The organism is Pedobacter alpinus (genome assembly GCF_042684645.1).
In the GTDB taxonomy this organism is placed as follows: domain Bacteria; phylum Bacteroidota; class Bacteroidia; order Sphingobacteriales; family Sphingobacteriaceae; genus Pseudopedobacter; species Pseudopedobacter alpinus.
Genome location: NZ_JBHULV010000029.1, coordinates 104,818 through 126,866 on the forward strand (window position 1 = coordinate 104,818; position 22,049 = coordinate 126,866).

The 22,049-nt window shown below is 31.7% G+C and carries 21 protein-coding genes and 1 tRNA gene; 16 read left to right on the top strand and 6 right to left on the bottom strand.

Translation table 11 applies throughout. The annotated features are described in order from the left end of the window. Positions 1–73 precede the first annotated feature (73 nt). The gene (locus ACFSSE_RS10360; protein WP_379041441.1) at positions 74–1,267 is read left to right on the top strand and encodes a Pycsar system effector family protein; all 1,194 of its coding nucleotides are present in this window, start codon (positions 74–76) and stop codon (positions 1,265–1,267) included. On the opposite strand, the gene ACFSSE_RS10365 is transcribed toward ACFSSE_RS10360, so the two are convergent. From ACFSSE_RS10365 to ACFSSE_RS10375, 3 genes are all read right to left on the bottom strand, one after another. Beyond that, positions 1,251–1,880 carry a DUF2652 domain-containing protein gene (locus ACFSSE_RS10365; protein WP_379041443.1) on the bottom strand — a complete coding sequence of 210 codons (630 nt, stop codon included), beginning with the start codon at positions 1,878–1,880 and terminating at the stop codon, positions 1,251–1,253. The two genes, ACFSSE_RS10360 and ACFSSE_RS10365, sit on opposite strands and share 17 nt — an antisense overlap. Positions 1,881–2,060: 180 nt before the next feature. Then, positions 2,061–2,309 (bottom strand): GIY-YIG nuclease family protein, encoded by a 249-nt coding sequence (locus ACFSSE_RS10370; RefSeq protein ID WP_379041445.1) that lies wholly within the window; start codon positions 2,307–2,309, stop codon positions 2,061–2,063. A gap of 52 nt (positions 2,310–2,361) precedes the next feature. After that, a tRNA-Met gene (locus tag ACFSSE_RS10375) sits at positions 2,362–2,435 on the bottom strand. Positions 2,436–2,812: 377 nt separating this feature from the next. Here ACFSSE_RS10375 and ACFSSE_RS10380 point away from each other — a divergent pair. From ACFSSE_RS10380 to ACFSSE_RS10390, 3 genes are all read left to right on the top strand, one after another. Beyond that, a complete protein-coding gene (locus ACFSSE_RS10380) occupies positions 2,813–3,196 on the top strand; it encodes an START-like domain-containing protein (protein WP_379041447.1) in 384 nt (127 codons plus the stop codon). Positions 3,197–3,214: 18 nt separating this feature from the next. Continuing rightward, the gene (locus ACFSSE_RS10385) at positions 3,215–4,648 is read left to right on the top strand and encodes an LptF/LptG family permease (protein ID WP_379041449.1); all 1,434 of its coding nucleotides are present in this window, start codon (positions 3,215–3,217) and stop codon (positions 4,646–4,648) included. Positions 4,649–4,862: 214 nt separating this feature from the next. Beyond that, positions 4,863–6,068: a bifunctional 3,4-dihydroxy-2-butanone-4-phosphate synthase/GTP cyclohydrolase II gene (locus ACFSSE_RS10390; RefSeq protein ID WP_379041451.1), complete on the top strand. Its 1,206-nt coding sequence runs from the start codon at positions 4,863–4,865 to the stop codon at positions 6,066–6,068. 82 nt (positions 6,069–6,150) lie between these two features. On the opposite strand, the gene ACFSSE_RS10395 is transcribed toward ACFSSE_RS10390, so the two are convergent. Beyond that, complete coding sequence (locus tag ACFSSE_RS10395; RefSeq protein WP_379041453.1) at positions 6,151–10,569, bottom strand: translocation/assembly module TamB domain-containing protein; 4,419 nt, start codon at positions 10,567–10,569, stop codon at positions 6,151–6,153. 84 nt (positions 10,570–10,653) lie between these two features. Between ACFSSE_RS10395 and tsaD the strand changes: the two genes are divergently transcribed. From tsaD to ACFSSE_RS10450, 11 genes are all read left to right on the top strand, one after another. Further along, positions 10,654–11,655, top strand: coding sequence for a tRNA (adenosine(37)-N6)-threonylcarbamoyltransferase complex transferase subunit TsaD (gene tsaD, locus ACFSSE_RS10400; protein ID WP_379041455.1), 1,002 nt, complete (start codon positions 10,654–10,656; stop codon positions 11,653–11,655). 19 nt (positions 11,656–11,674) lie between these two features. Beyond that, positions 11,675–12,235 (top strand): aminoacyl-tRNA hydrolase, encoded by a 561-nt coding sequence (gene pth, locus ACFSSE_RS10405; protein WP_379041457.1) that lies wholly within the window; start codon positions 11,675–11,677, stop codon positions 12,233–12,235. 164 nt (positions 12,236–12,399) lie between these two features. After that, on the top strand, positions 12,400–12,702 hold the full coding sequence (locus ACFSSE_RS10410) for a hypothetical protein (RefSeq protein WP_379041459.1): 303 nt from the start codon (positions 12,400–12,402) through the stop codon (positions 12,700–12,702). A gap of 126 nt (positions 12,703–12,828) precedes the next feature. After that, on the top strand, positions 12,829–13,077 hold the full coding sequence (locus ACFSSE_RS10415; RefSeq protein WP_379041461.1) for a DUF6364 family protein: 249 nt from the start codon (positions 12,829–12,831) through the stop codon (positions 13,075–13,077). Next, positions 13,077–13,496, top strand: a complete 420-nt coding sequence (locus tag ACFSSE_RS10420; protein ID WP_379041463.1) for a type II toxin-antitoxin system VapC family toxin — start codon at positions 13,077–13,079, stop codon at positions 13,494–13,496. The genes ACFSSE_RS10415 and ACFSSE_RS10420 overlap by 1 nt, the downstream gene beginning before the upstream one ends. Positions 13,497–13,699: 203 nt before the next feature. Then, positions 13,700–14,464, top strand: coding sequence for a type I methionyl aminopeptidase (gene map, locus ACFSSE_RS10425; protein WP_379041465.1), 765 nt, complete (start codon positions 13,700–13,702; stop codon positions 14,462–14,464). Positions 14,465–14,529: 65 nt separating this feature from the next. Next, entirely contained in the window at positions 14,530–14,880 is a 351-nt protein-coding gene (locus ACFSSE_RS10430) for an arsenate reductase (RefSeq protein WP_379041467.1), read from the top strand. Between the two features lie 71 nt (positions 14,881–14,951). Further along, positions 14,952–15,677, top strand: a complete 726-nt coding sequence (locus ACFSSE_RS10435; protein WP_379041469.1) for a hypothetical protein — start codon at positions 14,952–14,954, stop codon at positions 15,675–15,677. 68 nt (positions 15,678–15,745) lie between these two features. Next, entirely contained in the window at positions 15,746–17,731 is a 1,986-nt protein-coding gene (locus ACFSSE_RS10440) for a M1 family metallopeptidase (RefSeq protein WP_379041470.1), read from the top strand. 232 nt (positions 17,732–17,963) lie between these two features. Next, the gene (locus ACFSSE_RS10445) at positions 17,964–18,470 is read left to right on the top strand and encodes a hypothetical protein (protein WP_379041472.1); all 507 of its coding nucleotides are present in this window, start codon (positions 17,964–17,966) and stop codon (positions 18,468–18,470) included. Further along, complete coding sequence (locus tag ACFSSE_RS10450; RefSeq protein WP_379041480.1) at positions 18,466–18,693, top strand: hypothetical protein; 228 nt, start codon at positions 18,466–18,468, stop codon at positions 18,691–18,693. The genes ACFSSE_RS10445 and ACFSSE_RS10450 overlap by 5 nt, the downstream gene beginning before the upstream one ends. Positions 18,694–18,748: 55 nt before the next feature. Here ACFSSE_RS10450 and ACFSSE_RS10455 read toward each other — a convergent pair whose 3' ends face one another. Together ACFSSE_RS10455 and ACFSSE_RS10460 are read right to left on the bottom strand one after the other, a co-directional pair. Continuing rightward, positions 18,749–18,850 carry a hypothetical protein gene (locus tag ACFSSE_RS10455; protein WP_379041474.1) on the bottom strand — a complete coding sequence of 34 codons (102 nt, stop codon included), beginning with the start codon at positions 18,848–18,850 and terminating at the stop codon, positions 18,749–18,751. A 147-nt stretch (positions 18,851–18,997) separates the two neighbouring features. Continuing rightward, a complete protein-coding gene (locus tag ACFSSE_RS10460) occupies positions 18,998–20,698 on the bottom strand; it encodes an APC family permease (RefSeq protein WP_379041476.1) in 1,701 nt (566 codons plus the stop codon). A gap of 207 nt (positions 20,699–20,905) precedes the next feature. Here ACFSSE_RS10460 and ACFSSE_RS10465 point away from each other — a divergent pair, with 207 nt between their 5' ends. Next, positions 20,906–21,943 (top strand): AI-2E family transporter, encoded by a 1,038-nt coding sequence (locus ACFSSE_RS10465; protein WP_379041478.1) that lies wholly within the window; start codon positions 20,906–20,908, stop codon positions 21,941–21,943. The last annotated feature ends 106 nt before the right edge of the window (positions 21,944–22,049 follow it).

Consider the following 22,049-nt stretch of genomic DNA (forward strand, 5'->3'; position numbering starts at 1 on the left):
TATAATTACGAATGATGGTTTAATCAAAACTTATACCATTCGCACATTTTTAGTAAATTGAAAAAAATAATATATGGATAATTTATATTCTGAAAAAGAAGTAGAAGCACACATTTTTGAGTTATTTAAAGAAAAACTTCCAGATAATTGTGTTTATCACAACTTTAACCATACGTTACAAACCGTAGAAGCAGTAAAATTATTAGGTGAAAGTTACAATTTAAGTGCTGATGATAAAGAAAATTTAACGATAGCTGCATGGTTTCACGATACTGGTTACACCAAAGACTATAAAAACCACGAAGAAGAAAGCGCCAATATTATGTTAGCTTATTTTTCTAAAAATGAAAACAAAGAAAAGTTTGATAAAATTAAAACCTTGATATTAAGCACCAAGTATGGTGAAAACCAAGCAAATTTGTTAGAAGAAATTTTGCATGATGCCGATTATGTTAACATAGGCAAAAAGAAATTTGATAAAAGAGCTGAATTACTGAGATGCGAATGGGAAAAAGTTAATAAAAAAACTTACAATGATTTAGAATGGGCTGAACTGCAGTTAGATTTTTTAATTTCCAAAAAATTTAAAACTAGCAAAGCTGTTGCCGAGTATGGTGGCAGAAGAGAAAGTAACATTAAGAAGCAAAGGGAAGTAGTTGAAAAGGCTAAAAGTGACCAGTATAAGCTACAGTTAAAAGAAAAATCTACTACTGCTAAACTTAACAAAGAAGGCAGAGGAATTGAAACCTTGTACCGTTCTGTTTATGGTTACCACATGAATTTGAGTTCAATGGCAGACCAAAAAGCAAATATTATGATAAGTATAAATACGATTGTTGTATCTGTTATCATTACATTATTTGGTTCGGGCTACACATTTGCAGATTCTGAAGGCTTTCAACACATGAGGTTTGTTTTTCCAATGCTGTTACTGGTAATTAGTAGTTTAATTTCTGTAACATTTGCAATCTTATCTGCCCGCCCAAATGTTACCACCAAAGAGAAATATGAGCTTGACAACAAAAGTAGCAGTATATTATTTTTTGGAAATTTTGCCCAACTACAACTTAAGCAATTTGTGGATCATGTAAGGGAGTTGAAAGACCAAAAAGACGAATTGTATGATAGTATGTCTGTTGATATTTATCATTTAGGAGGTGTTTTGGTGAAAAAATACAAATTGTTAACTTGGTCTTATAATATTTTTATGACTGGTTTAATTCTTTGTGCTGTTGGTTTTATAGGTATAATTATATATTCATTTTAACAGATTTACAGTCAATTAAGGATATGTAAGAATAGTGCGTTAATCCAAAATGTTCGTATTTATCTTTTCCTTTTTTAACGTTTTCCCAATTAAACCAAGTTTTAACAACTTTTTTATCTTTTAACTTTTCAATATATTTATTGGTGAGTAATATATAGCAAGGATCAATGATGCTGTTTTTAAGTAATTTATGGACTAAAATCACATCTTCACCCATTAGTTTGGTGCGGCCCTTAATTTTTGTAAGCATAATGTGCCCGTGATGGATAACTATTTTAATACCCAGTTGATTTTTAGAAAGATAAAGATGGTATAATTCAGGGTCTGTTTGCTCAAAAGCAGCAATGGTATCTAAAAATGTATGATATATTAACTGGCACTGTTTAGCAACTTTATTTACCGCCGGCAACCTGCCAGTTTTGTAAAAAAAAACTGCATCACCTTCAATTTCTGCAACACTTAAGCCTAAAATATTAGCACTAATCACATTATTTAAAACATTGCTAATTACTTTATGCGCAAAATCTGGATGTTTTGTTGAAGTGATAAACTTTGTAAACCCTGTTATATCTGGTATGCAAAAGAAAACAGGTGCCTCAGATTTTTTTTCCATTTATATGTGATATCATTCTAATTTAAAACAATGATATTAAAAATACTTTGTTTAAAGGAATAAGGTTGAGATTTTGATTTTTAAAAGATAAACCAAAAGAAGCCTCTACATTGCCGAGGCTATGTAGCGGGGAGCAGGATCGAACTCCGTCCGCCTGCTGGCGTATATGAATTCTGAGTTCTAACCTATATTTATCATTTCCCATATAAAGGCTCTTCCTTTGGCTGTTTTCAATTGTTTTTCCCTTTTAAGCGCATCAGTTTTTATTTCGAAAGTTTCTGTATGAATAACTTCCCAAGGTCTGTATTTTAATGTATAACCTTTAGTGCCTAAAATATTATGAGAAATCAGTCTTTGTTCTAAATCAGAAGTAAATCCTATATAGATTTTTTGATAGTTAATTGAATACAAAACATAAACTGTAAACATAGGATGTTGTTGAGTATAAACAAAAAAAGCCTCTACAATGTAGAAGCTTTAGTAGCGGGGAGCAGGATCGAACTGCCGACCTCAGGGTTATGAATCCTGCGCTCTAACCATCTGAGCTACCCCGCCGTGGGTTTTATATTAATAATTTCAATTTTCTTCTGCAGTCCGCCCGCTGGCGGATATGAATCTTGCGCTTTAACCATTTAGGTTAATCGCTGGGTCATTTTTATTTGAGGTTGCAAATATAGCGTAATTTGCTTTCGTTTTAAAAAGAATATTGAAAATTATTTTATTTTTATGTAAAATTCTGATTTTCAAAATCTTAACTTTTTAAGGCTATTGTTTATATCACTAATGATATAAAATAGTTTAACTAATAATTTTTTGTTGAAGGCATAATTATTAAGAAAATAAGTTTAGTTTAATTTTAAAATACTTTTATTTAAAAAATGAATTTCAAAAATTAAATCGCATATTACATTTCTTAAATTTAGTAAAAGCTCATGAGCGAAAAGGTAAAATTTACATTAGAATACGAAATAAGATCATCTTCGAAAATTTTGTTTAGCTTCATTAGTGAACCAAATGGATTGTCGGAATGGTTTGCAGATAATGTTAAAATAAAAGATCATGTTTATACCTTTATTTGGGATGACGGTGAAGAGCAGAAAGCCAAGCTATTATCAATAAAAGAAAACAAATTGGTTAAATTTCATTTATTAGATGACGAACCCTACACTTATTTTGAGTTCGAAATAATTAAAGATGAGCTTACAAATGATGTAGCTTTAATGGTAACTGATTTTGCATTGCCAGAAAACTTAAAAGAACGCCAAGCAATTTGGGATATTCAAATTGATACCCTCCTTAATGTAATTGGCGCATAATTTTGCTATTTTTGTAGCGTGAAAAAAGTACATCTTTTAGTTTTAAAAGCATTTATTAGACCTTTTATTGTCACTTTTTTTATAGTGATGTTTTTATTGTTAATGTTATTTTTATTTAAATACATTGATGATTTAATTGGTAAAGGTTTTGAATGGTATGTGATTTTAAAACTATTAATGTATGCCGCTGCTACCAATGTAGCAATGGCTTTGCCCTTAGCCATTTTACTTTCTTCAATAATGACATTTGGCAACCTTGGCGAAAACTATGAGCTGGTTGCTATAAAATCTGCTGGAATTTCTTTACAAAAGGCAATGGCCCCATTGTTTATTTTGGTAACTTTTTTAGGCATTGGTGCATTTCTTTTTTCTGATTATATGCTGCCAATTGCTAACCTTAAAATGGGCGCATTACTTTATGATGTTAGAGAACAAAAAGCAGCTTTTTTAATAGAAGAAGGCGTATTTAATAATAGTATTCCAGGCTATTCTATAAGGGTCGAAAAAAAGGAAAATGATGGGCAAATACTTAAAGACATTGTAATATACGACCAAACTAAAGGCCAAGGAAATACCAATATTTTAATGGCAAAAGAGGGCGAGATGTATAAAACAGATGACGGAAACTTTCTGATTTTACGCTTAAAAGATGGGGTAAGGTATGAAGAAAATACAGGAAAAACCGGTTATAACCCTCGCCAGGAACTTACCCGATTAAGATTTAAAGAAACTGAGCAAAAATTTGATTTATCGAGTTTTCAATTTAAAAGAGAGGATGAAAATCTTTTTAAAGGAAACTATCAAATGCTAAACATTAAACAATTATTAGTTTACAAAGATTCGGTGACGCATTTAAGTGATAGTATTTCTAAAAATGTTTTTAAATCAATAGCTCCATACCACAAAATTTTTTATGCCACTCAAAATTATAGGATTGCTAAGACTATAAAAAATATAACCTTTAAAAAGGATGGGGTTTTGGCCGGGATTGATAGTATTAAAAGAGAGTCAGTTTTTTCTGGAGCTAAGGATAATATTAGAACAATTAAAGAAAGCATTAACGAAGCAATAATCCAAAAAGGAGAAAAAACAGATGTAATAAGACGCTACAGAATAGAATATAACAGAAAATTTACACTTGCGGTTTCTTGTTTAGTTTTGTTTTTTATTGGTGCTCCTTTAGGTGCTATTATTAGAAAAGGCGGTTTAGGTTTACCTGTTGTTGTATCGGTTTTATTCTTTTTAATTTATCATATTATTAGCACCGTAGGCGAGAAATCTGTTAAAGTAGGAAACATGGACCCAGTTTGGGGTATGTGGATGGCCATATTTGTACTCACACCAATAGGTTTATTTTTAACCTACAAGGCCACTGTAGATTCTGCTTTGTTTGACGTGGATTTTTATAAAAATTTCTTCAAAAAAATATTTCGTAAAACTAAATCAAGTTAAAAAGGTTCTCAATTAATAGCATTAAAAGTATAGGTAAATATCTAATTAGTAGCCTTAACTTTTATTGCATCAGTTTGACTGATAAGAAAAAAGCACAACAATAAATTAATTAAATTTGCATCTCAATTATAGAAATAGACAAAGCTATTTTAAAAGCTTAAGTTTCAAAATTGATTTGATAGAATTAGAGGGGTTTTAAAGCAATAAAATTAATATGCTAAACACAATAGAAGAAGCAATAGAGGATATAAAAGCCGGGAAAGTTATTATTGTAGTTGATGACGAAGACCGTGAGAATGAAGGTGATTTTTTGGTTGCCGCAAGTAAGGTAACACCAGAGATTATAAATTTTATGGCTACCCAAGGTAGGGGTTTAATTTGTGTGCCTTTAACTCAGCAAAGATGTGCCGAGTTAGATTTAGAATTAATGGTTGGGCAAAATACTGCAACTTTTGAAACTAACTTTACGGTATCTGTAGATTTAATTGGCAATGGTTGTACAACGGGTATTTCTGCTTCTGATAGATCTAAAACAGTGATAGCATTAATAGACCCCGCAACAAAATCAACAGATTTAGGAAGACCAGGGCATATTTTTCCGTTAATTGCTAAAAATGGAGGGGTTTTAAGGAGGTCTGGACACACAGAAGCTGCAATAGATTTTCCGCTACTAGCCGGATTGGAACCTGCAGGAGTAATCTGCGAGATTATGAATAAGGAAGGTGAAATGGCTCGTTTGCCCGAACTGTTGGTAATGGCAAAAGAGTTAGACATGAAAATTGTTTCTATCGAAGATTTAATCTCGTACCGTTTAAAAACGGAGTCTTTAATTAAGCAAGAAGTTTCTGTTAAGCTTCCTACAGAATGGGGCGATTTTGAAATGGCAGCCTTTACACAAGTAAATACCCAAGAAAATCATATTGCTTTAATAAAGGGAACTTGGGAAAAAGATGAACCTGTTTTAGTTAGAGTACATAGTTCTTGTATTACAGGTGATATTTTTGGCTCATGCAGATGCGATTGTGGCCCTCAATTACATAAATCTATGGAAATGATAGAGAAAGAGGGGAAAGGTTTAATTATTTATATGAACCAAGAGGGTAGAGGGATAGGTTTGATAAACAAATTAAAAGCGTATAACCTGCAAGAAAATGGAATGGATACTGTTGAAGCTAATTTAGCTTTAGGGTTTAAAATGGACGAAAGAGATTATGGTGTAGGAGCTCAAATTTTGAGAAGTTTAGGAGTTAGAAAAATGCGCTTAATGACCAACAACCCTACTAAAAGAGCTGGATTAATTGGTTACGGTTTAGAAGTGGTAGAAAATGTTGCTATTGAAATAGATTCTAACCAACACAATGAATTATATTTGAAGACCAAAAGGGATAAAATGGGACATTCTATAATGAGCAAAGCATAATTTTATTTCAAAAATACATATCATTAAAAAACCTGCTTGTTTAAATTCAAGCAGGTTTTTTTAATTTACAGCTTTATATAACTTAATCATCTTCTTTTGGAGCGTAAATTATTGGTGTTTGTTGCGTTTTAGATCTACCTTCAGATTCTTCTTTTTGTTCTTCTTCTGTTTTTTTCTTGCCTCTGCCAAAAGTGTTTTTCAAAAATTCATCAAAAGTATCATACTCCTGTACATAAACCAAACCTACACCGTTGGTATATATATCGCTATTTAAGTTAAAAAAATCTCTGTTAGACGGTCTGTTAAAAATTTTACCTACAAAACTTCCATCTTTCTTAATGTCATAAGTCATTTGTGCGTCTCTGGTTAAATCATTAAAAGAAGAATTGAAAACGTTATCGTTAAAAAAGTTATCGTTAAAGTTGTTATTTACAAAATTGCCTGATACTTTTAAACGGTTATCAAAAAAGCTATAACCAATACCAAATTCACTTAAAGAGCGAATGTTAAAATCTAAATTTTTAACCCCTAGAGTCTGCGAGACAATGTTTTGGAGTTTACTAAAACCAAGTTCTAAACCAGAGCCAATTAAGGTTTGATTATCTAAACCTATACCAGCACTTGAGTTACCATTAAAGCTGTTTCTTACTACTAAATTAATTACCTGTTGGGCCTCATTGTCTTTATCATCTAAATATCCTTGAAGCTCTGTTTTATAACCAGAATTGTTTGGGAAATTTAAGTTAAAATCTATTTGTGGGTTTAATAGTGAGCCTTTAAGCAACATTTCTGCCTCGGCTAAAACTCTCAAATTTTGGTCTCTATCAGGTAAGGTTCTACCTGCGGCAGCATAAAGCGGACTTAATGAAGCTCTTGTGCTATATACCGCATTCAAATTTATGTCGGCATCAGATGGGTTTCCTGTCCATCTAATGGTTCCTCCCTTTCTTATATCAAAGGTTTTATTAATTAAATTATTAGCAGTAAAATCAAACTGACCTTCAGTTATAGCGTAATCACCTTTCATTTCAAAATCGCCTAAACTGGTAATTTTTAAATTTAATTGCGCTGTACCTTTTCCGGTTAAATTACCAACTTCTGTTAAAATATTAGCTGTGGAGCCTTCATCAACACTAAGTTCAAACTCCATGGTTAAACCATTAAAATAGTTTTCTGTTTGCTTTTTATTTAATGTAGAGTCTTTTGCAACGTAAACTATAAAATCGTTATTGTTAATTGTGGATGCTCCGTTTAAAGGGATTGTAAACTCTGTTCCTTCTTCTGTTTTGGCTTTAATAACAATTTTCATGGCATCCGTTGGGCCATTAAAACTAAATTCGCCGGTACCAAATGCAGTGCCGTAGTAAATCGGATTATCTTTAGCGGTAGTATTTAAACCCATAAAATTGGTTGCATTTAAAACCACATTTATAGTAGGATTATTGGGCAAGCGCATATCAACAGTTCCATTAGCTATAGCTTTGTTTCCGTTAATATCATTAAGTGTTAAGTTGTTAATTTTTATGATACTATTTTCTATCTCAACATTATGGGTAAACGTATAGGCAGTTTTTAGATAATTTACTACCAAACCAGTATTAATAAAACCAACATTGCCGTTAATTTTAGGATTATCAAACCTTCCTGATACTTTTAAATTAGAGCTAATTTGCCCTTTAAGTTTAGAGACTAAAGTTTTTACAAATGGTTCTACAATAATTAGTTCTGTTTTATCTAATACTACTTCTAAATTAAAATTATCTGTTTCGCTATTTATGTCAATATTACCTTTTACATCCATAGTTTTACTCCCACTTTTAAAAATAGTAGCATCTACATCAATTTTATGGGTGGCATTATTATAAACCGAGCTGGTTTTTAAATCTCCAATTGGCGTATCGTTATATTTTAAAGAATCTATGTTAATGTCTGATTTTATATTTGGAGTTGCTAATATTGCAGAGAGGTTGGCTGTGCCACTCATAATTCCACTTAAATTTACACCATAAGCTTTAGTAAGTTGACTTAGAGAACTCATTCTAAGATTTTCTATAACCACTTCTAATCCATCACTCTCGTTTTTAGAAATTGCTCCATTTATCGCAATTAATTGGTTGTTGCTAGAAAGCTCAAAACTTTCAATCAAGGTTCGGTTGTTTTCAAATTTAATACGCACTTTGTCTTGAATCTTCCATATCTGATTATCTATAATTACATCAGATGGTAACAAGCTAACTTTTGCAAGTGTATCTGTTCCAAATTCAACTAAACCGTATAAATCGAGTTGGTTTATGGCATCTTTATCTGAAAGTTTAACGTTAAATGTTAAGCTGTCGTTTCTTAAAGTGTTTTGTATAATAATGTTTTGCACAAATAAACCACCTTCAGATAATTCAAGTTTATCCATAGAAATAATGGCCTCCATAGATCTGTTATTCGTGGTTTGATCTATAATGATATTACTGAAAGTTTTACCTGAGTAAGTAAGCGTTTTAATAAATCCATTTATTGTTACAGAATCTTTTTCTGAATTAAATTTACCAAACAAAGCACCACGTTCTGGTATTTTAAGTTCAGGAATAAACAAGCTCGATAAATAATCGAAGTTTTTTAAATCAACTCTAAACTCAAAATTTTGGTTTTTAGACTTTACAATATTAGCTTGGTAAGATGGGATGTACTTTTTAACAATGGTTTTGAATGCCGATGGAAGAGTATTTAAATCATATTCGCCTTTAATTGATGCATCCCCAACGTTTGATGTTAAAGCCAATAACCTCTCTTTACCAATGCCATCTGCTTTCAATAATACAGAATCTATAATCACAGATTTTTCTGTATTGGTTAATCTCACATTTTTAAGACCAAACTCACCTTGAATATTACTTAAATTATTCCCTGTAAAATTGGTTCTCAAATCAGCATCAATAACTACAGTATCTTTAGATAAATTTAACTTGTGGAGTCGGGCGTCTTTAATAGTAGCTATAAAATTAAACTCAGGTAAAGTAGGGTTTAAATTGGCTTTTCCGTTAAAATCTAATTTTAAGTTTTTATCATCAATTTTAAGTTTACCATTAAATATTTGTTTATTAATGGTGCCATTAATATCAATATTTCTATAGCTATAATTTTTAAATTCAAAATAGGTTGCTTTCGCTACAATTTTTTCGGTTAAGTTTTCAATTTCAAATCCTCTTCCATTAACATTAGCCACAAAAGATGTTCTTTTTACTAAAGGTTCATCAAGCAGTTCTCCTAAATTAAAATCTATTGCCTGTACTTTACCACTGTATGATGGGATATTAAATCTATCTATTTTCATGTTAACATCAGATTTTACCTGACCTAACTTTGTCTTAAAATTACCATAAGCAATAAAATCGTTTATAAAACCAGTAAACTGGCCTTCAAAATTTATATTTCCAAATTTATTAATTACACTAGGTAAGGTATTTTTAGTGCTGCCAGTAAGTTTTTCTACAATATCATCAACATCGGCCTTGTTGCTATAAATTTGTTTAAAATTTAAGTTTAAAAATGTGTTTTTAATTTCTGGCAATCCTTTTACTTCAAAATCTCCTTTAATGTAAGTTGCTTTACCAGCTTTAATAGTCAAATCTTTGGCTCTCAAATTATTTACTTTGCCTTTTATTTGGCCAGTTACATATAAATGCAACTTCATATAATCTATTTGTGGGGCAAAAAATGCAATGTCTTCAGCAAATATTTTTGCGTTCTTAAAATGCCCTTCTAATGTTACCTTATTTATAACATCGTCAAAATCTGTATAATTATTAAAACGCATGCTAAAATAATCTCTTAGCGTACTATTTGGGGTTCTTAAGTATAAGTTTTCTAAAATAATATTATTTGCATCAATCGTAGTTGCAGCAGTTAAGTTTTTTAGCACAAAACCGCTTTTTTCTATAAAGTTTAGCTTATTAATTTGAGCTTTTAGAATGTAATTTTTAGTATCTATGTTTTTTATATCTGCCGATAAATTCCTAACATAAACGTCATCATAATTAACGCCTTTGAGTGTTGTATCGGCTTTTCGGTAGTTTCTATATTTAAAAGCTAAGTTTTTAATTTTTGCATTGCTGATTACAAAATCAAAAGGTTTTTTCTTTACTGTAGTATCAACCACGCCGCCATCAAAATAATTGATAATAAAAGAGAGGTTTGTGGTGGAGTCTTTATAGCTTTTTAAATAAAATTTTGTATGCTCTAACGTAATTTGATTTAAAGCTATTTTTCTTTCCTTAAACGGGGAGAAATAAGAAATATCTACTGTTAATTTTGGGGCGTTTATGAGGGTGTCTTTATCTAAATCTTGTACATATAAATCTTCTAACACCAAAGATTTAAATGGCTTTAAATAAATACTTTTAATTTCTACTCGGGTTTTTAATTCATCAGAAAGATAAGATGCCGCCTTTTTTGCTGCCCAAGTTTGTACCGGCTTAAATTGAAAAGAAAAAATAATGCCTGCTATCAATAATATGACAACAACAAGGATATAAAGCGTTATTTTGAATACTTTTTTAATATTTTTGTGTTTTATTAATTAAAATCCTCATTTGTGTCAATTGTTCTCGGAATAGAATCTTCATGTGATGAAACCTCGGCATCCATTTGTGTAGACGGTAAAATAGTATCCAATATTATTGCAAACCAAACAATACATGAACAATACGGTGGTGTAGTGCCAGAGTTAGCCTCAAGGGTACACCAACAAAATATTGTGCCTGCCGTTCATCAAGCAATTACCGCTGCGAAAATAAACAAAAAACAGATAGATGCAGTAGCTTTTACAAGAGGCCCAGGGTTATTAGGTTCTTTGTTAGTTGGTACATGCTTTTCTAAAGCGTTTGCATTAGCAAATAGCATTCCGTTAATTGAAGTTAACCATATGCAAGCGCATATTTTAGCACATTTTATTGATGAACCTAAACCAACTTTTCCTTTTTTATGTTTAACGGTATCTGGTGGGCATACGCAAATTGTTTTGGTTAAAAACTATTTTGATATGGAAATAGTTGGCGAAACATTAGATGATGCCGCTGGCGAGGCTTTTGATAAAACAGCAAAAATTTTAGATTTACCCTACCCAGGCGGTCCTTTAATAGATAAAAACGCCAAATTAGGTAACCCCGATAAGTATAAATTCCCGGAGCCACAGATACAAGGTTTGAATTTTAGCTTTAGCGGATTAAAAACGGCTATTCTTTATTTTGTGAGAGATCATGTAAAAGAAAACCCTAACTTTTTACAAGAAAACATAAATGATGTTTGCGCATCTGTACAAAGTAGAATAGTTTCTATTTTATTGAATAAATTAAAAAAAGCAGCAACACAGTATCAAATTAAAGACATTGCAATTGCTGGTGGCGTATCGGCAAATTCTGGTTTAAGAGAAACATTGTTAGCCATGAGAGAATCTCACGGGTGGAATGTTTTTATCCCAAAATTTGAATACTGTACAGATAATGCTGCCATGATAGCTATTGCAGGCTATTATAAGTTTTTAGAAAAAGATTTTGTTGGGCAGGATGTTTCTCCTTTAGCGAGAATGCCTTTTTAAAATCAGCCTTAAGAAAAAGATGAAATATTTAATAGTTGGATTAGGAAATATAGGTCCAGAATATGCTGATAACCGCCATAATATTGGTTTTATGGTGTTAGACCAACTGGTAAAAGAAGAAGGCGCAAAGTTTACAAATATGCGTTTAGCTTATTATACAGAAGTAAATTATAAAGGACGTACACTTTGCTTATTAAAGCCCACCACTTTTATGAATTTAAGTGGTAAGGCCGTTAAGCATTGGATGCAAGAGTTGAAAATTCCGATTGAAAATGTATTAATTGTAGTTGATGATTTAGCCATCCCTTTTGGGTCTGTTAAAATAAAGCCAAAGGGAAGTGCCGCTGGGCATAATGGTTTAAAAAGTGTAGAGGGTTTATTAGGTTCTAATGAATATGCCCGTTTACGTTTTGGGGTAAGTGATAATTTCCCGAAAGGCCGCCAAGTTGATTATGTGTTAAGTGGTTTTGATAAGGATGAATTACCTGCATTACCCGCTTTAATTGATAAATCTATTAATATGATTAAAGCTTTTTGTACCATTGGTATTGAGTTAACAATGACTAATTTTAATAAATAGGGTTGGGTGGGAATTGCATATTGAGTTAGGGCAATTAAACTATTTTCTGACAAGCAAAAACTGATAAATCACCTAAAAGCATCTATTTTATTATAAATTACTTTTTAGATTTTTCCAGTTCTTATTTAAACAATGATAGATTTACTAAACAGACATCAATTGATGTGAAAAATAAAATAGGCTTCAATATATTTTTTGCACTTGTTTCATTCATTTTAGGGATGGCATTGCTCAGAGAATTTGATTTTCAAAATTTTGTATTTAGAAAGCAATTCTTAGGTTTTCTTTATCCGATAGTATTTATTATTAGTGTTTTTTTAACATTTAAGAAAAAAGATAAGGAATCTGAAAAACAAAAGATAGGAACCCGTTCAAAAAGGAAAAGAGTATGTGAAGCAGAAAAATTGTGGTTTGTCAGATTTAATAGAAATTATTTTTACGTACTTACTAAAGTGGTTATAAAATGAATTGATTAAATTTTCAGCAATGGCTATATGTCTTCAAACACAATATTGAACACACGTATCAAAATAATATTTTTTATACGTATCATAAAAGATATTTGTACTTTTATATTCTAGAAACTTAAAATTATGAATACTAAACTAACCCTTACGATTGAACAGGAACTGATTCAAAAAGCAAAAGAGTATGCAAAGCAGAAAAATCGTAGTTTATCAGATATAGTAGAAAATTACCTTAAAATGCTTATCAAAGAAGAAAAAAAAGAATTGATCAAGTTATCACCAGTGGTAATGTCTTTACAAGGTTCATTTAAAGCACCAAAAGATTTCGATTATAAAGCTGAATTGAGAAATCGTTTAGAGGAAAAATATTTATAATGGATCAAGTTTTAATTGATACAGATGTAATTATGGATTTCTTTTTTGCTAGAGAACCATTTGTTGAACATGCTTCTGAATTATTTTCACTTTGCGAAAATAATTCTATAAAAGGTTACGCAACTCCAGTAATAATTTCAAATGTGTATTATTTATTGAGAAGGGTTTCTAAACATGAAATTATTGTAGAGAAATTAAAACAGCTAATCTCTATAATTGATATTCTTGAAATGGATAAAAATATTGTTCTTGATGCACTTAATTCTAATTTTAAAGATTTTGAGGACGCATTGCAAAACTTTTCTGCCATAAATAACGGAACAATCAGAATAATATTGACGCGTAATATCAAAGATTTTCAAAATAGTAAATTGGCGGTATTTACACCGGAAATGTATCTTAAAAATAGAGATCGATAAATAGAAATCATAAGTAATCGACTTAATTGTAGTGTCAAATAAGAGCTGGTACATCAGTGTGGAACTAATAGGGGTTATATTTCAAAAGTAGAAAACGACGTTGAAGAAATTCGCATATCCACACTTTAAAAAATTGTAAAACTTAGTTTTGGTGGATAGTTAGAACTTTCAATAAAATTATAAAATCATACTAAAAAACAAACATGTCAATTACAAACGAGGCAGAATTACTTGGAATGAAAAAGGCTAGTGAAGCTGTTGCTTATACCTTGAAAGAAATGAGGGCTTTTGCAAAACCAGGAATCAGCACAAAAGCTTTGGATGATTTTGGAGGAGAAATTCTGAAAGATATGGGTGCTAAATCTGCGCCGTTTTTAACTTATGGTTTTCCAGGCTTCACTTGCATCAGTTTAAATAACGAATTTTGTCATGGAATTCCTTCAGACAAAAGAATATTGAGTGAAGGTGATTTAATTAATATTGATGTTTCAGCAGAACTTGATGGTTTCTGGTCGGATAACGGAGGTTCTTTCGTGATAGGGAATGACGTCAACCAGCACCAAAAACTGATTGAAGCCTCCAAAGAAATTTTACATAAGGCAATCTACCAAATTAAAGGAGGAGTACGCATTTCAGATATTGGTTTTTTAATGGAAACAGAAGCTAAAAATAGAGGCTATAAAGTCATTAAAAACCTAACTGGACATGGCGTAGGAAGAAGTCTCCACGAAGAGCCAAGTGAAATAGCCAACTACAGAGACCGTTTCAACATAACCAGATTCAAGAAAAATTCTGTTGTAGCTATAGAAACATTTATATCAACAATATCTACCATTGCAGAAACTTTGCAAGACGGTTGGACAATGGTAGGTAACAAGGGTGGTTTTATGGCACAGCATGAACATACCATTGTTGTTACTGGTGGTAAGCCTATCATATTAACAGAAATGAATGAAATTTGGAATTGATAAAAATTATCAATTTTGACTTTCCACTATTCAAATTCCTCTATAAAACCATTAAATTAGCGTTTATGAAAGTAACAATATACGGCATCCCCAATTGTGGTTCAGTAAAAAAAGCAAGAACATTTTTTGAAGAAAATAATATAGCTTATGATTTTCATGATTATAAAAAAGCAGGAATTGATGAGCAACATTTACAAAAATGGAGCACAGCATTTGGTTGGGAAAAGGTATTGAACAAAAAGGGTTTAACCTATCGTAATTTAGATGAAACCCTAAAAAATGAAATTGTGAACCAAGAATCAGCAATAAAATTAATGTTAGATAATACCAGCGCCATCAAAAGACCCGTTATAGAATCTGATAAAGGAAACACAATTGGTTTTGACGAAAAAGAATATGAAGGCTTATTTCTTTAAAATGCAATATTTCAGTTAAAAAATGTTAAGTGTTTGCTATTTAAAGGATAATAGCAGATTTTTGTAATCTCATGAAAAAGGTTTTTATCATATTATTTACTTTGTTGCCTTTCTTATTAAAGGCTCAAATGACTATTGTTGGTACAGCCTACGATGCAGATACGCGTAATAAATTAAAACTTGTTTTTGTAAATAACCTTACTCAAAAAGAAGTTGACCATAGCGGGCAAAAAGGAGATTTTACTTTAAAAGCAGATTTAGGCGATTTAATTGTTTTTACTTGTCCCGGTTACGAGAGTGATACCTTGATTCTAGAAAACATGCGTCCTAAGCTAGTGCTTATGCGGCCAAGCTTAATTGTTTTAGATGAAGTTTTAGTAAGTGCAAAAGCCACTAACAAACCGGAAGACGTTAAAGTTGCTTATTCATCAGCATATTCCTATGCTACCACAAACGTACTTTCTTTAGATGGTAAAGTGAGTTTAGTAAACGCTTTTAGCAAGCAATCAAAAGATAAAAGAGCTTTTCAGAAGTTTATGGATACAGAACTTGATGAAAAACTGATAGATCAAAAATTTAATAGGCCATTAGTTACACAGCTAACAAAAATTAGAGGTCAGTTATTAGAAGATTTTATGTCATATTATCGCCCAACCTATTCACAAGTTAGTAGCATGAGCGATGTAGATTTAAGAACTTACATTGTTAAATCTTATAACGAATATATTAAGCTACCTGCCGAAAGTCGTATATACCCCAACTTACCTAAAGCATCATTTAGCGGTAACTTTGAGTAACAATTAAATGGCAATTGTTCCGTTTTTTCTAAAATAAATACCTTTACAGATATTTCTAAATTTCAAATATGTACAAAATTAAATTTTTGACCATTATAGCTTTATTTTGGTCATTCAATATTTCTGCTCAAGAAAAATCGTCTGAAACTATAAAAAGTAATTACAATTATAAGGATGCTTTTGGTCCTAATTTTTATAGCCAAAACGGAAATACCTATCGTACAGGAAGTGGAATGCCCGGACATCAATACTGGCAAAACAGAGCCGATTATGAGTTAACAGCCCAGTTAAGTAATGATGATCATAAAATTACAGGTACAGAAATTTTAACTTATACCAACAACAGCCCGGATGAGTTAGGGTTTATTTGGATGAATTTAGATCAAAATTTGTTTAAGGATGATGCAAGAGGAAACCTGATTATCCCACCAAGTGGAAGCCGTAATGGAAGCGGTGGTCAAAAGTTTGATGGTGGCCATAAATTGAGCTTAGTTAAGTTATTGAGTTTAAATGGTAAGTCAAGCTCAGTTAATTTAAAATATTTGATTACTGATACGCGTATTCAGATTTTTTTGCCAGAGAATTTAAAAGCTAATGGTGCATCATTAAAACTAAAAATAGATTTTTCTTTTATCTCTCCAGAATATGGATCGGATAGAACAGGTGTTTTAGAAACTAAAAACGGTAAAATATTTACCATAGCACAATGGTACCCTCGTATGAGTGTTTATGACGATGTTACAGGTTGGAATATAACACCTTACACTGGTCCAAGTGAGTTTTATTTAGAGTACGGAGATTTTGATATTAAAATTACAGCACCCGCAAATCATATAGTTGTAAGTTCTGGCGAATTGTTAAACCCAAAAGAAGTTTACACAGCAGAACAAGTAAAAAGATGGGAAGCAGCTCAAAAAAGTGATGCAACTGTTTTAATTCGTAACGCAAACGAGGTTAAGGATGCAAATTCTCGCCCAGCGGGTAAAGCAAATTTAACTTGGCATTTTAAAATGCAAAATAGCAGAGATGTAGCTTGGGCATCTTCACCAGCTTTTATAATTGATGCCGCTAAGATTAACTTGCCAAGTGGCAAAAAATCTTTAGCAATTTCTGCTTACCCAGTAGAAAGTTCTGGAGACGTAGCATGGTCTCGTTCTACAGAATATGTGAAAAGTTCAATAGAGCTTAATTCTAATAAATGGTCAGAATATACTTATCCAGCAGCAACAAATGTTGCCGGTAATGAAGGTGGAATGGAATACCCGGGAATTGTGTTTTGTAGTTGGGAATCAAAAAAAGCCAGTTTATGGGGTGTAACAGACCATGAGTTTGGACACAATTGGTTTCCTATGTTGGTAGGCTCTAATGAAAGGTTACACGCTTGGATGGATGAGGGTTTTAATACTTTTATAAATACCTTAACAAATGATGTTTTTAATAATGGAGAGTATAAATCGAAACAAAAAACAGATATGCACAGAATGGCGAGGTTTTTAACAAACCCATTATTAGAGCCTGTAATAAGCAGTCCAGATAATATGAAAGAATCGCATATTGGGACGTTGTGTTATTTTAAACCATCTGTGGGTTTAACATTTTTGAGAGAGCAAGTTTTAGGAGAAGTGCGTTTTGATTTAGCATTTAAAACTTACATAGACCGTTGGACCTATAAACACCCAACTCCAGCAGATTTTTTTAGAACGATGGAGAATGTAGCGGGCGAAGATTTATCATGGTTTTGGAGAGGATGGTTTGTTAACAATTGGAAAGCAGACATAGCAGTTGATGGTGTTAAATACGTTAAAGATGACGCTAAAAATGGAGCTTTAATTACGCTATCATCTTTAGAGAAAATGCCATTGCCAATTATTTTACAAATAGAAACAACAAGTGGTAAAAAAGAAACGATAAAATTACCAGTAGAAATTTGGGCTAGAAACACCAGTTGGACATTCTTATATCCTTCTACAGAAAATATAAAATCTATCACTTTTGACCCTGATAAGGTTTTGTTAGATTCAAATTCGAGCAATAACGTTTGGACAAGTAATTAATTATTTATTTTTAATTTAGGAAAGGCTTATCAGATTTTTTTGATAAGCTTTTTTTATGAGTAAAAATGCTGTAGGAGTTAAGTTTTGTGTTAAAAAAAAAGAGTTTAATAATGTTTAAGCCCTAATAATCAATCGATTTCTAGCTTCTTACCTTAAGAACCTAAATGATAATCTAAAAAAACATTTAATGCTAATTAATTAGCATACCTTACACAGGTACTAAATTCTCTAAATGTCATTCTTTATTTTCTTTGTAATACATTGGTATTCATCATTATTCTTTCAATCAGTATTTCATCATCGTTACGCAGCTCATAGTCAGTTTACTATGTCAAAAGGTTGGGAAAAGTTTTTCTTTATCGGTTGCTTTTTAACACAAGGTTCATCATATATCAGTGCTAAAGCTTACGGCTTATTACATCGTTTGCATCATGCACATACAGATACTCCAGAAGATCCGCACTCTCCAAGTTATAGTAAAAATATTGGTACGCTTTTATTAATGACCCGTAATAGCTATAATGATATTTATCAAGGGCATACTGTTGTTGACAAAGCATATCATAAAAATCTTCCTGATTGGGTTTCTTTCGATAAATTTGCCCACAACTGGATTGCTAGAGTTGTTTGGGGAGCTGTTTATGTAGGTATTTATTTTTTAGTAGTTACAGAATGGTGGATGTGGTTGTTTTTTACCTATTACATTTGCATTAGGTGCTGTACATGGTTTAGCTATTAACTGGTGGGCTCATAAATTTGGTTATACAAATTTTGAATCTAAAAATACTTCAAAAAATATTTTACGTCTCGATATTTTGTTTTGGGGCGAAGGTTACCATAATAACCACCACCAATTTCCAGGAAGAGCCAACTATGCTATTAAATGGTACGAGGTAGATTTTGGCTATCGGATGATATGTTTGTTGGATAAAATGGGGGTTGTTAAGCTTAATGTAAATTGATTTTTAAAGAGCAGTCAGGTTTAAATTTTCGTATGTGAGACTGGATTTTTACTATCTAAAGTTGATTCTCAAAATCCATCATTTGATGTAAAACTCTAATAATTTCAATTTCGTTTTGATTGTTATTTATTTTGAAGAAAATGAGGTGCGACTTCACTTCTGATCAACTGTCTGGAGAGTTAAGCGGAGCGTCTCTTCGGATTAAACCATATATTGGAGTTTCCAAACTCCCTAATAAAAGCAAAACTTATAAAAACAACAAAGGCCTTCTTTACGGAAAGCCTTTATAAAATATCAATAGTTTTTAAGCTTTATTCAACTTGCTATTCTTATAGCTATAACCAAAATATATGACCAGTCCTAATGCTAACCAAAGCAAAAATCTTAACCAATTGGTATAACCCAACTCAGTCATCAAATAAGAACAACTTAATAAACCTAATACAGGTATTAACGAAAGATTTTTTTTGAAAGAGAGTACAGAAATATAAAAAGCCAATATCAAAAATAAGTATAGCGGCAGTCTTTCTTTTATAATATCCCACCCTAAACTAAAATCTAATACATTTATTAAATCCTTGTAGAAAAAAACTAAACCAATAATCAATAAAATAGGCACTATAAACTTGCCATTTATATATGGCATTCTAAAGCGTTTTTTACCATCGTTAATTTTCTCATCTGGTGGCAATAGCAATACTCCACTACAAACTAAAACAAAAGCAAATAAAGTCCCAATACTGGTTAAATCTGTAACCTCGGTTAAGTTCATAAATAAAGCCGGAATGGCTACCACAAAACCAGTAACAATTGTTGCAAAAGATGGTGTTTTAAATTTTGGATGAATTCTGGAGAAAGCTTTTGGTAATAAACCGTCGCGGCTCATGCTCATCCAAATACGCGGTTGGCCCATCTGAAAAATCAATAAAACACTGGCAGTTGCAATTACAGCACTTATAGAAATTACGTAACTAATATTATTTAATCCTACTCTTTCAAAAACAAAAGCTAAAGGATCGGCAACTTGTAACTCGCTATAATTAACCATACCAGTTAAAACTAATGCTACTAAAATATACAATACGGTGCATATTACTAAAGAGTAAATCATTCCTCGGGGTAAATCTCTTTGAGGATTCTCGCATTCTTCAGCAGTTGTAGAGATGGCATCAAAACCTATGTAAGCAAAGAAAACTCCCGATACGCCTTTCATCATTCCCGAAAAACCGTTTGGTAAAAACGGGTGCCAATTTGCTGGCGTAACATAAAAGAAACCAATGACTATAACGGCCAAAACCACCACAATTTTTAAAATAACCATGGCATTGGTGGCTCTTTTGGTCTCTTTTATTCCAATATAAACCAAAGCGGTAATTAAAAAAACTATAATTAAAGCAGGGAAATCAGCAATTAACCTTAATCCGCCAATTGTTGGGGCGGTTGCCCAAGCAGAAGCTGCATTTTTTACACTTTCACTCAATCCTTCTAAAGAACCTCCATTAGCTAAAACTTCTTCGCTTGCTTTAAAAGCACTAAAATAATCAAGTGTCAAGTAAGCGGGAATCTCGATACTAAATCCCTTCAAAAGGTTTACAAAATAACCGCTCCAAGAAATAGCAACTGCAATATTACCTATGGCATATTCCATTAATAAATCCCAACCAATAATCCATGCTATTAATTCGCCAAAGGAAGCATAAGCATAAGTGTAAGCACTACCAGAAACGGGTATACGTGATGCAAATTCTGCATAGCATAATGCCGAAAAACCACAAGTAATGGCTGTTAAAATAAATAAAATACTAACTCCCGGACCTCCGTTAAATGAAGCTTCGCCTATGGTAGAGAAAATTCCGGCACCAACAACGGCAGCTATACCCATAAAAGTTAAATCTTTTACGGTTAAAACTTTATTTAAAGAAGCATGTTCTCCATCGCCATAACCATCTTTACTATCTTGTAATATTTTATTGATTGATTTTTTTCTGAATATACTTTTTTGCATTTCTACTAATTAAAAAACAGAACCAAATCAAACTTAAAAATTATTTCAAAATAAAGGGCGTATTTATTGGTTTTACATGTAATTTATTTGCTATGTGCCTAAATAGTTCTTTCAGTTTATGAAAAGAATTCAGTTTTTAGTATATAAATACAACAATGGACCTGTTATTGTACTAAAATTATACGATTTAGGATTTAAAAATACATTATGAAAGAAAATGAACCAAATAATGAATTAAGAATATATACCAATAAAGTTTGGGCTACTGTAGGAATTGTGGCCCTTAGTTTAATTTTACTTCTCGTTCTTGAGGCTACTTTTAATGTTTTCTTATTAATATTTGCAGGCATATTAATAGCTGTTTTTTTTACAGGATTAAGTAGTTTGATTCACCGAAAAAGTAAATGGAATAAAAAGGTTTGTGTTTCGATTTCTATTTTAGGGAGCTTATTGTTAATTGTTGGTTTCTTTTGGCTGGTTGGTGCGCAAATTAATACGCAACTAGAAGAATTGACAGAGACAATTCCTAAAACTATCAGCAATGCTCAAAGACAACTTGAAGGAAGTTCCGTAGGAGATAAGCTAATAAAAGAGGTCACTTCTGATGAATCTGCCCAAAAGATGAAAGATTTTGCGGGTAAATTTTTTAGTTCAACATTTGGTGTATTTGGCGATATATATGTCATATTATTTATCGGAATTTTTATTACAGTAGCTCCAGATACTTACATTAGCGGTTTTGTTTCTCTTATACCCGAAAAAGGTAAAAATAAAGCAAAAACAATTTTCCAAGCGTTAGGGCAGCAATTAAGAAATTGGATTAAAGGAACAATGCTTTCTATGTTTGTGGTTTTTGTTTTAACAGCCATAGGTTTAGCTATTATGGGTATGCCTTTATGGTTGGTGTTGGCTTTGCTGGCTGGTTTACTAAGTTTTATACCAAATTTTGGACCAATCCTCGCTTTAATTCCTGCTGTTTTAGTGGCATTAATGCAGTCTCCACAAACTGCTTTATGGGTGGTTGGGTTGTATATGCTAATTCAATTTATAGAGAGTAATTTTATTACAACGCTGATTCAGAAAAAAATGGTGAATATTTCGCCAGCATTAATTATAGCTTCACAACTTATTTTAGGTTCACTTACTGGAAGTTGGGGCTTGATACTTTCCATGCCATTAACGGTTGTTTTAATTGTACTTATTCAGCGTTTGTACATTGATAAAAAAGAAGAAAATAAACTATGAGATTTTTCTTAGATAAAATTTATAGATATTAATAATAGGATCATAACTGTCCGAACAAATAATATACAAAAAAGGCCTGTATAATTCTAATTTTGAGTTGCGAAAC

Coding starts and splice junctions, on each gene's coding strand:
- ACFSSE_RS10360 (WP_379041441.1), top strand. CDS start 74: ATGGATAATTTATATTCTGAAAAAGAAGTAGAAGCACACATTTTTGAG.
- ACFSSE_RS10365 (WP_379041443.1), bottom strand. CDS start 1,880: ATGGAAAAAAAATCTGAGGCACCTGTTTTCTTTTGCATACCAGATATA.
- ACFSSE_RS10370 (WP_379041445.1), bottom strand. CDS start 2,309: ATGTTTACAGTTTATGTTTTGTATTCAATTAACTATCAAAAAATCTAT.
- ACFSSE_RS10380 (WP_379041447.1), top strand. CDS start 2,813: ATGAGCGAAAAGGTAAAATTTACATTAGAATACGAAATAAGATCATCT.
- ACFSSE_RS10390 (WP_379041451.1), top strand. CDS start 4,863: ATGCTAAACACAATAGAAGAAGCAATAGAGGATATAAAAGCCGGGAAA.
- pth (WP_379041457.1), top strand. CDS start 11,675: ATGAAATATTTAATAGTTGGATTAGGAAATATAGGTCCAGAATATGCT.
- ACFSSE_RS10415 (WP_379041461.1), top strand. CDS start 12,829: ATGAATACTAAACTAACCCTTACGATTGAACAGGAACTGATTCAAAAA.
- ACFSSE_RS10420 (WP_379041463.1), top strand. CDS start 13,077: ATGGATCAAGTTTTAATTGATACAGATGTAATTATGGATTTCTTTTTT.
- map (WP_379041465.1), top strand. CDS start 13,700: ATGTCAATTACAAACGAGGCAGAATTACTTGGAATGAAAAAGGCTAGT.
- ACFSSE_RS10430 (WP_379041467.1), top strand. CDS start 14,530: ATGAAAGTAACAATATACGGCATCCCCAATTGTGGTTCAGTAAAAAAA.
- ACFSSE_RS10435 (WP_379041469.1), top strand. CDS start 14,952: ATGAAAAAGGTTTTTATCATATTATTTACTTTGTTGCCTTTCTTATTA.
- ACFSSE_RS10440 (WP_379041470.1), top strand. CDS start 15,746: ATGTACAAAATTAAATTTTTGACCATTATAGCTTTATTTTGGTCATTC.
- ACFSSE_RS10445 (WP_379041472.1), top strand. CDS start 17,964: ATGTCATTCTTTATTTTCTTTGTAATACATTGGTATTCATCATTATTC.
- ACFSSE_RS10460 (WP_379041476.1), bottom strand. CDS start 20,698: ATGCAAAAAAGTATATTCAGAAAAAAATCAATCAATAAAATATTACAA.
- ACFSSE_RS10465 (WP_379041478.1), top strand. CDS start 20,906: ATGAAAGAAAATGAACCAAATAATGAATTAAGAATATATACCAATAAA.